At 67.6% G+C, this 12,480-nt stretch carries 8 protein-coding genes; 3 read left to right on the forward strand and 5 right to left on the reverse strand.

What is annotated here, in order from left to right:
- Positions 1-100: 100 nt before the first annotated feature.
- From C1930_RS16905 to C1930_RS16925, 5 genes are read right to left on the reverse strand one after another with little or no spacing between them, the layout of a single operon-like run.
- A complete protein-coding gene (locus C1930_RS16905) occupies positions 101-1,168 on the reverse strand; it encodes a heparan-alpha-glucosaminide N-acetyltransferase domain-containing protein (RefSeq protein ID WP_108772247.1) in 1,068 nt (355 codons plus the stop codon).
- A complete protein-coding gene (nagA, locus tag C1930_RS16910) occupies positions 1,168-2,331 on the reverse strand; it encodes an N-acetylglucosamine-6-phosphate deacetylase (protein ID WP_108772248.1) in 1,164 nt (387 codons plus the stop codon). Before nagA ends, C1930_RS16905 begins: the two co-directional genes overlap by 1 nt.
- Positions 2,331-3,359, reverse strand: a complete 1,029-nt coding sequence (locus C1930_RS16915) for an SIS domain-containing protein (protein WP_108754157.1) — start codon at positions 3,357-3,359, stop codon at positions 2,331-2,333. The genes nagA and C1930_RS16915 overlap by 1 nt, the downstream gene beginning before the upstream one ends.
- 7 nt (positions 3,360-3,366) lie before the next feature.
- The gene (locus C1930_RS16920; protein ID WP_108757167.1) at positions 3,367-4,434 is read right to left on the reverse strand and encodes a LacI family DNA-binding transcriptional regulator; all 1,068 of its coding nucleotides are present in this window, start codon (positions 4,432-4,434) and stop codon (positions 3,367-3,369) included.
- 39 nt (positions 4,435-4,473) lie between these two features.
- Positions 4,474-5,763, reverse strand: coding sequence for a sugar MFS transporter (locus C1930_RS16925; protein ID WP_108757168.1), 1,290 nt, complete (start codon positions 5,761-5,763; stop codon positions 4,474-4,476).
- Between the two features lie 375 nt (positions 5,764-6,138).
- Here C1930_RS16925 and C1930_RS16930 point away from each other — a divergent pair, with 375 nt between their 5' ends.
- The 3 genes from C1930_RS16930 (at position 6,139) to C1930_RS16940 (ending at position 12,377) form a co-directional block, all read left to right on the forward strand.
- Positions 6,139-7,155, forward strand: a complete 1,017-nt coding sequence (locus C1930_RS16930; protein WP_108772249.1) for a glucokinase family protein — start codon at positions 6,139-6,141, stop codon at positions 7,153-7,155.
- 135 nt (positions 7,156-7,290) lie between these two features.
- Positions 7,291-9,915 carry a TonB-dependent receptor gene (locus tag C1930_RS16935; protein WP_108757170.1) on the forward strand — a complete coding sequence of 875 codons (2,625 nt, stop codon included), beginning with the start codon at positions 7,291-7,293 and terminating at the stop codon, positions 9,913-9,915.
- 128 nt (positions 9,916-10,043) lie between these two features.
- The gene (locus C1930_RS16940) at positions 10,044-12,377 is read left to right on the forward strand and encodes a family 20 glycosylhydrolase (protein WP_108772250.1); all 2,334 of its coding nucleotides are present in this window, start codon (positions 10,044-10,046) and stop codon (positions 12,375-12,377) included.
- Positions 12,378-12,480 lie beyond the last annotated feature (103 nt).

Consider the following 12,480-nt stretch of genomic DNA (forward strand, 5'->3'; position numbering starts at 1 on the left):
CACGGCCAGTAGATCCACGCCATGCGTGGATGCGCCTACCCCCGCACGGCCAGTAGATCCACGCCATTCGTGGATGCTCCACCCGCCAACCCCACCCCGCTCATATCTTCAAATAAATGCGACGCCGGTCCAGCCACCACACCACGCCCCACCACAGCGCCACGAACGCCGCCGCCTGCAGCAGCGACGCCAACGCCAGCGCCCCCGGCATCGCCGTGGACAGCTGCTGCCACACCCAGCCCCACGCCCCGCTGGCCAGCAAGACCACCGACATCACCGATGCGCCCAGGTAGGCGGTAATCGCGTTCACGCCGAAACGGCGCCCCAGCGCAGGCCAACCGCGGCGGTCAATCAACACATGCCCCAGCCACAGCGCCAACGCGGCCAGACCACCGGTCCACAGCACGTAGCTCGACGTCCACAGCTGCTTGTTCAACGGCAGTACCGTTGCCAGCAGCAGACCCAGCACGGCACAGGCCACGCCCACCCCGGCCAGTGCAGCGCCACGGCCGGCGCGCAGCAGGCCACCGGCCAGCAGGCCGAGCACGGTGGTGGCCAGCGCGCCCAGGCTGCTCAGCAGGCCTTCCGGGTCGTGACCCAGACCGGTGTCGGCCTGCCATTGGTAGATCCACGGCGCAAACCACGCGGTATCCAAGCGGCTGGCCGGATTGGTAAACGGCGCCAGATCGCCGCTGCCCAGCAGCAGCACCGCGTAGCCCACCAGCAGGCCGACCAGCAGCGCCAGCTGCGTGCGTGGCCGCGCATACACCGCCAGCACGCCCACCAGCGCCGCACACAGCGCGATGCGCTGCAGCACCCCCCAGATGCGGAAGTGATGAGTATGCAGCGCCCACCACACCAGCAGGTGCAGCAGCACCCCGGCAATGGCGATGCGCAGCGCGCGCTCCAGCACGCCCTTGGCCAACGCCGGGCGCGCGGCACGGTCCTGCGCACGCGGGGCCACACTGAAGGCCATCGATACGCCCACCAGGAACAGGAAGAACGGAAACACCAGGTCGGTGGGCGTGCAGCCATGCCACTCGGCATGGCGCAACGGCGCAAACACCGCGCCCCAGTCACCGGGGTTGTTGACCAGCAGCATGCCGGCCACGGTCAGGCCACGCAGCGCGTCGATCGAGCCCAGCCGTGCCGACGCCGCCGCGCCCATCACGCGGCCTCGTACTGCCCGGCAATCCAGGTGCCGCGCACCTGCAATGCATCGTCCAGCAGCACCAGGTCGGCCTGGTAGCCCTCGGCGATGTGGCCCAGGCGATCATCCACGTTCAGGAACTGCGCCGGGTAGGTCGAGGCCATGCGCGCGGCCTCGGCCAGCGGCTGGCCGAGCAACTGCACGGTGTTGCGCACGGCCGTGGCCATGTCCAGCGCCGAACCGGCCAGCGCACCGGCCGCGTTGCGCACCACGCCATCCACGGCGGTGATGGTTTCGCCGTACAGCACGTAGCTGGGGTCATCGGCACCGACCGGCGGCATGGCGTCGGTCACCAGCAGCAGGCGCCCGCGCGGCTTGGCTGCCAGCGCCACGCGCAGGCTGGCCGGGTGCACGTGCACACCATCGACGATGATGCCGATCCAGCTGTCGCGGTCTTCCAGCGCGGCACCCACCGCACCGGGCTCGCGCCCCTGCAGCGGTGACATTGCGTTGTACAGGTGGGTGAAGCCACGCACGCCGGCATCCAGGCCGGCGCGGATCTCTTCATAACTGCCGGCGGTATGCCCAGCGGCCACGATCACCCCGCGTTCCACCAGTGCCCGGATCGACTCCAGCGGCACCCGCTCGGGGGCCAGGGTCAGCAGGGTCACGCCGTTGTCCAGCGAAGCGGCCAGCGCGATTTCCTCGGCATCGGGCACGCGGAACTTGCTGGCATCGTGGGTGCCCTTGCGCGCCGGGGCGATGTACGGGCCTTCCAGATGGATGCCGATCACCCCCGGCACGCCCTGCGCGATGGCATCGCGCATTGCCGCGATGGCCTCGCGCATCACGCCCAGGTCGTCGCTGATCAGCGTCGGCAGCATGGCGGTGGTACCGAAGCGCCGGTGTGCCTGCGCGATCGTGCGCAGCGCGGCCACGTCCGGCGTGTTGTTGAACAGTGCGCCGCCACCGCCGTTCACCTGCACGTCGATGAAGCCGGGCAGCAGCCAGCCGCCGCCCAGGTCCACCTGTTCACCGGCGGCGCCCAGCTGCGGGGCGGCATCGGGCAGCAGCGCGGTGATGCGCCCGTCTTCGACCACGACCGCCAGATCGTCGCGGAAATCATCGCCGGTCAGGATGCGCGCGTTGCGCAGCACCTGTTTGCGCGGGGCAGCGGCCATCACACCGTCTCCGTAACCTTGTTCAGATGCGGCGGCAGATCCGGGTTGAAGCCGCGGCGCAGGGCCAGCGCATTGATCGCGCGGTAGAAGCTCTGCACGGTCAGCAGCGGCGCGCACAGCGGGTGCGGTGCTGCCGCCACCGGCAGGTTGCCACCGGCACCGGCCAGCCACACCTGCGCGCCGCGTGCGCTGAATTCATCCACCACCGCACGGGTGCCGGCGCCGGTTTCATCGGGCTGGGCGAAGGCCAGCACCGGGAAACCGCGGTCCACCAGCGCCATCGGGCCATGCTTCACTTCGGCCGAACTATAGGCTTCGGCATGCAGGCTGCAGGTTTCCTTGAACTTGAGCGCGGCTTCCTGTGCTGCGCCCAGACCCAGGCCACGGCCCAGCACGAACAGGTTGTGCGCCTCGACCAGACCGTCGGTCAGCGCCGTCCAGTCGCACTGCCACGCTTCGCGCAGCGCATCGGGCAGCAGGTCCAGCGCATTGCGCAGGGCGCTGTCCTGCTTCCAGTACGCGGCCAGTTGCAGCAGCGCGGCCAGCGAGGCCAGGTAGCTCTTGGTCGCGGCCACGCTCTTTTCAGCACCGGCGTGCAGCGGAATGACCGTGTCGGCCAGCTGCGCCAGCGGCGAATCTTCCACGTTCACCAGCGCCACCACGCGTGCGCCGGCGGCCTTGGCGGCCTCGGCATTGCGCAGCAGGTCCGGGCTCTTGCCCGACTGCGAAATGACGATGAACAGCGCGCCGCGCAACTGCAGCGGTGCGGCATAGACCGAACCCACCGATGGCGACGCGGAGGCCACCACCAGACCCAGCTGGGTTTCCAGCAGGTACTTGCCGTAGGTGGCGGCATGATCGGAACTGCCGCGCGCACAGGTCACCACGAACGGCGGCGGCGCCGCGCGAAGGCTGGCGGCCAGGGTTTCCATGGTGGCGTGGTTGCGGGCGAACTGGCGTGCGACCACATCGGCCGCTTCGGCGGCTTCGGCAAACATCAGGGTGGCGGTGGGGTCTGACAGCGACATGGCGGGCTCAGGCGGGTTCGGAAGGAAGGGGACGGGCGCCGGACGGGCGCATCGGCGCAGTGGAACCGCGCACCACCAGCTGCGGCACGAAGCCCTGGTTGTGCAGCGACGCGGGCGCCTCATCGTAGGCATCGCTGCGCAACTGGCCGATCAGCAGGCGCGCGGCGTGGCGGGCGATGTCTTCAGTGGCCTGCTTGGCGGTGGTCAGCGGCGGCCACGACTGGCGCGAGAACGGGCTGTCCTCGAAGCCGGCGATGGACAGGTCGTAGGGCACGCTCATGCCGGCCGACTTGGCCGCGGCCAGCACACCGGCGGCGATTTCATCGTTGGAACCGAAGATGGCGGTGGGCGGTTCGCGCAGCGCCAGCAGGCGGCGCGCACCGCGGAAACCATCGTCGAAGGTGTAATCGCCCTGCACCACCAGGTGCTTGTCCACGGTCATGCCGTAGTCCTTCAGGGCCGCCTCGTAACCGGCATAACGTTCGCCGGAAGAACGGTGCGAGGTGCCGCCCCAGAGGAAGCCGATGCGCTGGTGGCCGAGCTGGATCAGGTGCTCGGTGATCTCGTAGGCGGCCTCGCGGTCGTCCACGAACACGCAGGCACCATCGGCCGGGTCTTCGGTGGCGGCAATGATGCGCACCAGCTTGATGCCGCGCGCGGTCAGCGCCTGGATCAGGTCGCGGCGCTCGGACATCGGGGCGGTCAGTACCAGCCCGGCCAGGCGCGAGCGCTGCACCCAGTCGGCCAGCTCGTCGGCCAGCAGCGGCGAACTGGAATCGCAGGGGTGGATCTGCAGGCCGAAGCCGGTTTCGCGGCAGGCCGCCAGCACACCGTTCTGCACGCCGATGATGTGGTACGGGTTGGGGTTGTCATACACCAGCCCGATCACGAAGGTGGTGCCGCTGCGCAGGTTGCGCGCGGACGGATCGGGTTCGTAGTCCAGCTCGGCGATGGCACGCAGCACCCGCGCGCGGGTGGCCTGCATCACCGAGGGCTCGTTGTTGATCACCCGCGACACCGTCTTCAGCGAAACCTTGGCCTTTTCGGCAACGTCCTTGATGGTCGCTCTGCGCATCGGTTTTTCCTGGGGTTGGCTGCCGTCCATCATCGCCGATCAGCCCCGGTCCTGCGGCAGGCCCACGCGGTGGCCCACCACCGAATAGAACAGGATGTACAGGTAGCAGGGCACCATCAGCAGCACGAAGGTGAGCTGGAAATCGATGTGCTGCTTGAGCAGGGCGAACAGCTGCGGAATGATCGCGCCACCGGCAATACCCATCACCAGCAGGGCCGAACCGGTTTCGGTGAAACGCCCCAGGCCGCGGATGGCCAGCGGGAAGATGGCCGGCCACATCATGGCGTTGGCAAAGCCCAGCAGGGCCACGAAGGCCACCGACACATAGCCGTGCGTTGCCCACGCGCCCAGGCAGAACACCACGCCCAGCACCGCCGACAGGGTCAGGTAGCGCGACTGCGACACCACCCGCGGAATCACCAGCAGGCCGACCACGTAACCGACCAGCATGGCGCCCAGGGTGAAGGCGGTGAACATCTTGGTCTCGTCCAGCGGCAGGTTGAAGCCATGACCGTAGGTGCCGATGGCATCACCGGCCATCACTTCCACGCCCACGTACACGAACAGGCACAGCACGCCCAGCCACAGGTGCGGGAACTGGAAGATGCTGCGGCGCTCGACCGCACCGGCGGCCACCGGCGTGGCGTTGGCTTCGGACGATTTGATTTCCGGCAACGGCGAGAACAGTACCGCCACCGCCAGCACCACCAGCAGCGCCGCCATGGCCAGGTACGGGGCGTGGATCTTGGCGGCGAACTGGTTCAGCAGCACGGCCTTGGTCGCGGCATCGGCCGCCTGCACCTGCACGTCCAGATCGCCAATGCCATGCAGCACCACCGTGCCGATCAGGATCGGCGCCAGGATGCCGGCGATCTTGTTGCAGATGCCCATCAACGCAATGCGCCGCGCCGCCGTTTCAATCGGCCCCAGGATGGAGATGTACGGGTTGATGGCCGTCTGCAGCAACGCCAGGCCGCTGCCGATCACGAACAGGCCGCCCAGTGCGCCGGGGTACCAGCGCTGGGTGGCGAATTCGCCGAACAGTGCCGCGCCACCGGCCATCACCAGCAGGCTCAGGCTCAGGCCCTTCTTCATGCCAGTGCGGCGCAGGATCCACGACGAGGGCAGCGCCAGGAAGAAGTAGGACAGGTAGAACACCATCAGCACCAGGAAGGCGCCGACCTCGCTGAGCTCGAAGGCGAGCTTGACGAAGGTGATCAACGGGCCGTTGAGCCAGGTGAAGAAGCCGATCAGGAAGAACAACACGCCGACGATGGCGATGGAGGTGGCCACGTTCGGGCGCGCGCTTGCAGCGGGGACGGCGGACATCAGGAGGGCTCCTGCGGCGACGGCCGCAGAACGCGGCGTCGGAGAGTGGCTGGGAACAACGTTGTCACATTCTTTCGATGGACGGCGGCGGTTTGTCAACTTCCAATCTGCACCGGTTCGCGCGGGTGCTGCACTGCGCAAGGACACCCGAGGCAATCCCGCTGAATGGGCGACAGGCCTTGACGCTTGTGAGACAACGGCCTGCGGGACCGAACGACCATCACGCGGTGTAAACGTTTACCCGGCACTTGATTCGTTGCGTCGCAGCAACGAAAGTGTCACGAACTCGTTGACATCGTTGTCAGCGCAGTTACAGACTCCGCCCCATCGCCGGGTCTTTCGTGGGCCCGGTACCCACCTGCAGCAGGAGCCCGCGTGACCGCCAGCCATCCCGCCCCGGCCCATGTGCTTTCCCGTCACGCGCCCTCGTTCCTGGCCGCTGACGTCGGTGGCACCCATGTGCGCGTGGCCCGGGTGCAGGCCAGCGGCGATGCCGCCCATCCGGTGCAGGTGCTGGACTACCGCAAGTACCGCAACGCCGACCATGCCGGCCTGGCCGCCATCCTTTCCGACTTCCTGGGCGACGACGCCCGCCCCGCGCACTGCGTGGTGGCCACCGCCGGCTACGCCCGCGAAGACGGCACGGTGATCACCGCCAACGTGCCCTGGCCGTTGTCGGCGCGGCAGATCGAAGCCGAGGTGGGCGTGCAGCGCGTGCACATCGTCAACGACTTCGAAGCAGTGGCCTATGCCGCCGCGCAGGTCGATGCCAGCGGCGTGCTGCACCTGTGCGGGCCCGAAAGCGCCGCGCGCGGCCCGACCCTGGTGGTCGGCCCCGGCACCGGCCTGGGCGCGGCGTTGTGGATTCCCACCGCGAACGGCCCGGTGGTCCTGGCCACCGAAGCCGGCCAGCCCACCCTGGCGGCCAGCACCGCGCTGGAAATGGACATCGTGCGCCACATGCAGCGCGAGCGTGCGCATGTGTCGATCGAACACGCCCTGTCCGGCCCCGGCCTGATGAACCTGTACCACGCTGTCTGCGCCCTGCAGGGCGATGCCCCGCAGCTGGCCAGCCCCGACGCGGTGACCGCGGCGGCCATGTCCGGCAGCGATGCACACGCACGGCAGGCGCTGGATGTGTTCTGCGGCCTGCTGGGCAGCACCATCGGCGACATGGCGCTGTTCTACGGCGCCCACGGTGGCGTGTACCTGGCCGGCGGCATCCTGCCGCAGATCCGCGAATACCTGCGCGCCAGCACCTTCGTCGAACGCTACCTGCAGAAGGGGCCGATGGGCGAAGCGCTGGCACGCATCCCGGTGAAGGTGGTCGAGCATGGGCAGCTGGGCGTGATCGGCGCCGCCAGCTGGTTCCTGCTGCACCACCCCGCCTGATCGGCAATACGCAGTACGCAACACGCTGTACGCGCTGTATCCGCACCACCGCGCAGGTTGCTGCAGAGGCAGCCGTGCGCGTTCCTACCTACCGCACGCCGCCGACACCGCAACCCAGTGATGAGGAGAGACATCATGAACACCCGCAAGACTCTGCTTTCGGCAGCCATCGTCGGCTGCCTCGCCTTCTCGGCGCATGCACAGCAAACGACCCCGCAGGACCTGGACACCGTGCAGGTGGTGGGTATCCGTGCCAGCCTGGAAAAGTCGCTGGACACCAAGCGCAACAACGTGGGTGTGTCTGAAGCGATCACCGCCGAAGACATCGGCAAGTTCCCCAGCACCAACGTCGCCGAAGCGCTGTCGCAGATTCCGGGCGTGACCCTGGACCGTCGCTTCGGCCAGGGCGAGCGTGTCAGCATCGACGGCACCGATCCCAGCCTCAACCTGTCCTTCCTGGACAACCACCCGGTGGCGCAGGCCATCTGGCTGTACGGCGAACAGCCCAACCGCGGCTTCGACTACACCCTGCTGGCGCCGCAGATCCTGGGCCGCGCTGAAATCATCAAGTCCTCCGAAGCGCGCCTGACCGAAGGCAGCCTGGGCGGCACCGTGCTGATGCACACCCGCCAGCCGCTGGACATGAAGCAGAACGAAGTGGCCGCTTCGGTGGGCTACAGCTACAGCCAGCAGGCCAGTGAAGGCAAGCCGAACGCGGCCGTGCTGTACAGCTGGAAGAACGATGCCGAGACCTTCGGCGTGGCCGTGTCGGCGCAGCACTATGAAGAAGCCGTGGACCGCCAGGGCAAGGAAGTGTTCGGCTACGTAAAGGCCAGCACCTTCGCCAACGCGACCGGCGTGGCCGCCGACGTGGACGTGCCGAACTCGTTCAACGCCGCCTGGTTCCAGCAGGAACGCAAGCGCGACAGCGCCGTGGTCAACCTGCAGTTCAAGCCGACCGACGAACTCGAGTTCAACCTGAGCGGCCTGTACATCAAGGAAAAGTTCGACAACTACAACCAGTCGCTCTATTCCTTCCTGACCTGGAACCCGGGCACCGTGAACGCGGTGGACCAGCTGGGCACCGTGCGCAACGGCGTGGCCACCAGCGGCCATTCCGATGCCAGCGCCACCGCCAACAGCGGCACGCTGATCTATGACAACAACGTGCGCCTGTCCGAGGTGACCACCAAGGGCGTGGACCTGCGCGGCGCATGGAAGAGCGAATCGTGGGGCGTCAGCGGCCAGGTCGGCCAGAGCAAGTCGGAGAACAAGGACCTGGCGCAGTACTTCATCGAACCGTTCTACAACGGTGGCTACAGCTGGAACATGGACAAGGGCATCACCTTCGATGACCCGGCCGGTGCCCGCGATCCGGCCAACTGGGGTTCGGCCGGTGGCTGGTTCGGCAACAACGGCGTGTTCTCCACCGAGAGCAAGGACACCTACGCCCAGCTCGACTTCAACGTGCAGTTCGACAGCATCTTCAACCAGCTGCAGTTCGGCGTGCGCCATGGCAAGCACGATGAAGCCTTCACCCTGAACGTGTATGGCGGCGTGACCCCGGGCACCCTGGCCGACGTCGGTACCATCGGCCTGACCGACATCCAGGGCTTCACCGTGGACCAGGGCCGCCACGTGCAGGCCGGCCGTGACAACGTGTTGAACTGGGTGCGCAACAGCCCGATCGACTACAGCAACCCCGATCCGGCCAGCTACCTCAACAACAGCTGGGCGCTCACCCAGACCAACAACGCCGCCTACGCGCAGTTGAACTTCTCCAACGGGCCGCTGCGCGGCAACCTGGGCGTGCGCTACGTCGATTCCAAGACCGAAGGCAGCGGCTTCGTCTACGGTGGCACCCCCACCCTGACCGACCTGGACAGCAAGTGGCAGACCCGCACCAAGAAGGAAGACTTCGTGCTGCCGTCGCTGAGCCTGGCCTGGGACACCGACAATGACTGGGTGTTCCGCTTCGCCGCGGCGAAGGTGATCGCCTGGGCGCCGTACAACCAGATGGTCAACAACACCTTCCTCAATGACACCACCCTGACCGGCTCGGGCGGCAACGCCGACCTGTCGCCGTACGAGTCGTGGAACTTCAACGCGTCGGCCGAGTACTACTACGCACCGCAGTCGGTGGTGGCGTGGTCGGTGTTCTACAAGAAGATCGACAACTACATCGACACCTCGGCCACCATCGAGCGCCAGTACAACTCGATCCGCGATACCTCGCCGGCCACCTGGGCGAACATCGTCGGTACCAACGGCTGCACCGCCGACGGTTACTGCGATTACAGCATCCAGCGCCCGCGCAACGCCGGCAGCGGCCACGTGAAGGGCTTCAACATCAGCCTGCAGCAGCCCTTCGGTGAAAGCGGCTTCGGCCTGACCGCCAACTACACCTATGCCAACGGTGAGAACAACACCGGCGATCCGCTGCCCTACCAGTCGCGCAACGCCATCGCGCTCAGCCCGTACTTCGAAAAGGGCCCGGTGAATGCCCGCCTGACCTACAACTGGCGCGACAGCTACCTGGCCGGTGGCTACGTGGCCGGTGCGGCCCCGGCCAGCGTGGATGACTACGCTGAACTGGGTGCCAGCTTCGGTTACACCTTCAACGACAACTGGTCGTTGAACATCGACGCGCAGAACCTGCTGGACGAGACCTACTTCCAGTACCTGGGCGACAAGGAACACCTGGCCGGCAAGTACAAGAGTGGCCGCCGCTACATGGCCACCGTGCACTTCAAGTTCTAAGCCAGCGCAGTGCAACACGCGCGACGGGCCCGGTCTTCCGGGCCCGTCGTACGATGGGATACCGGTGGGCGCCCGCACAGGCGCCTGCGCGGCGGCCACTGCAGGCCGCCCACCACAGGAGTGACACGATGCGATTTTCCCCGCTTGCCCCGCTGCTGCTGGGCACCCTGTTCGCGGCCCTGCCGGCGCTGGCCGCCGATGCGCCGGCCCTGGATTCGGGCCCCGGCCCGCAACTGCGTGCTGGCAGCCTGATGCTGATTCCCGCGCCGGCGCGGGTACAGCGCGGCACCGGCGCGGGTATCACCGTGCGTGCCGACACCCCACTGCTGGCCGACGGCGAAGCCGCACAGCGGGTGGCCGCGCAGTTTGCCGACCTGCTGGCGCGCAGCGGTGGCCCGCGCCTGGCCGCAGCGCGTGAGGGCGCAGTAGCGAACACGGGCAGCATCCAGTTCCAGATCGTGCCGACCTTCCGCGACAGCGGCGAAAGCTACACGCTGGAAAGCAACGCACAGGGCGTGCGGGTGCAGGCCGGCAACGAGACCGGCCTGTTCTACGGCGCCACCACCCTGGCCCAGCTGGCCACCGGCGGCAGCAACGGCGTACTGCCGGCCGTGCAGATTTCCGACGAACCGCGCTTCAGCTGGCGCGGTTTCATGCTCGATTCGGCGCGCCATTTCCAGAGCCTGGACGAGATCAAGCGCGTGCTCGATGCGATGGCCGCGCACAAGCTCAACACCTTCCATTGGCACCTGACCGACGACCAGGGCTGGCGCATGGAAATCAAGCGCTACCCGAAGCTGACCAGCGTCGGCAGCTGCCGCCTGCCCGCCGGCGATGGCGGCATCGATCCGGTCAGCGGCAAGCAGTACCCGTACTGCGGCTACTACACCCAGGACCAGATCCGCGAAGTGATTGCCTATGCGGCCAAGCTGCATATCCAGGTGATTCCGGAAATCGACGTGCCCGGCCACGCCACCGCCGCCATTGCGGCCTATCCCGAACTCGGCTCGATCAGCACGCCGCTGCAGCCGATCAGCGAGTGGGGCGTGTTCCCCAACCTGTTCAATACCGAAGACAGCACGGTGCAGTTCCTGGAAAACGTGCTGGAAGAAGTGATCGCGCTGTTCCCCGCGCGCTACGTGCACGTGGGCGGCGACGAAGCAGTGAAAGACCAGTGGATCGCCTCGGCGCGCGTGCAGCAGCGCATGCGCCAGCTGGGCATCAAGGATGAGATGGCCATGCAGAGCCACATCATCAAGCGCCTGGAAACCTTTCTGGAAGAACACGACCGCCGCCTGATCGGCTGGGACGAGATCCTCGAAGGCGGGCTGCCGCCGCAGGCCACGGTGATGTCCTGGCGCGGCACCGAAGGCGGCCTGGCCGCGGCCAGCGCCGGCCACGACGTGATCATGTCGCCGGTCACCCACCTGTACCTGGATTACCTGCAGACGGCTTCGCCGAACGAACCGCCGGGCCGCCCGGCACAGGTGAACCTGGCCAAGCTGTACGCCTTCGAGCCGGTGCCGGCCGAACTGGCCGCCGACAAGCGCGGGCACATCCTGGGCCTGCAGGCGAACATGTTCACCGAGCACACGCGCAGCTACGCGCGCCTGCAGCACAACCTGTTCCCGCGCCTGGCGGCGGTGGCCGAAACCGGCTGGAGCCCGGTCGCGCAGCGTGATTTCCGCGATTTCCTGGCCCGCCTGCCGGCGCAGCTGCAGCGCTACCGTGCCTGGGGCCTGGCCTACGCCCAGACGCCGTTCCAGGTGGCCGTGGGCCAGACCGACAACCGCGCCGCCAACACGGTAACGGTGTCGCTGTCCAACCCGCTGGGCTACGAGGTGCGTTACCGCACCGATGGCAAGCCGGTGACCGCGCAGTCGCCGCTGTACACCACGCCGCTGACCGAGAAGCTGCCGGCCAGCGTGCAGGCGGCCGCGTTCTACCAGGGCCAGATGCTGGCCGCTGCGCCCACCGTGGTCGACTACAGCGCGCAGTCGCTGCTGAGTCGCCGCAGCCAGCAGCTGCTCAGCTGCGTGGGCGAAAAGGGCCTGGTGCTGCGCCTGGAAGACGACGGCCCGCGCGAAGGCGAGCGTGCCGTATTCAACGTGGATATCTTCCAGCCGTGCTGGCGCTGGGCCGATGCACAGCTGGCCGGTATCAGCGGCATCGACGTGCGTGCCGGGCGCATTCCGTACTACTTCCAGCTGGCCCACGACGAACCGGCGCGCAAGTTCGAAAAAGCCACGCGCGCGAACGGTGAAATGCGCATCCGCCGCGGCGACTGCAGCGGCCCGGTGCTGGCCGAAGTGCCGCTGCCGGAAAAGCCCGATGCCGATGGCTTCGTGACCCTGCACGCCACGCTGCCGGCCGGCATCACCGGTACCGATGATCTGTGCATCAACTTCACCGGTGATACGCGCCCGGCGATGTGGGTGCTGGATGAGGCCACGCTGCGGTAAGCGCCCCTGGGGTCGGATCCCTTTCCGCAGGAAAGGGCTCTGACCCCGCGGGTCGCGTTGCCCCCATCCACGCATGGCGTGGATCTACTACGGGGTCGGATCC

The sequence above is a fragment of the Stenotrophomonas sp. SAU14A_NAIMI4_8 genome (assembly GCF_003086695.1).
In the GTDB taxonomy this organism is placed as follows: domain Bacteria; phylum Pseudomonadota; class Gammaproteobacteria; order Xanthomonadales; family Xanthomonadaceae; genus Stenotrophomonas.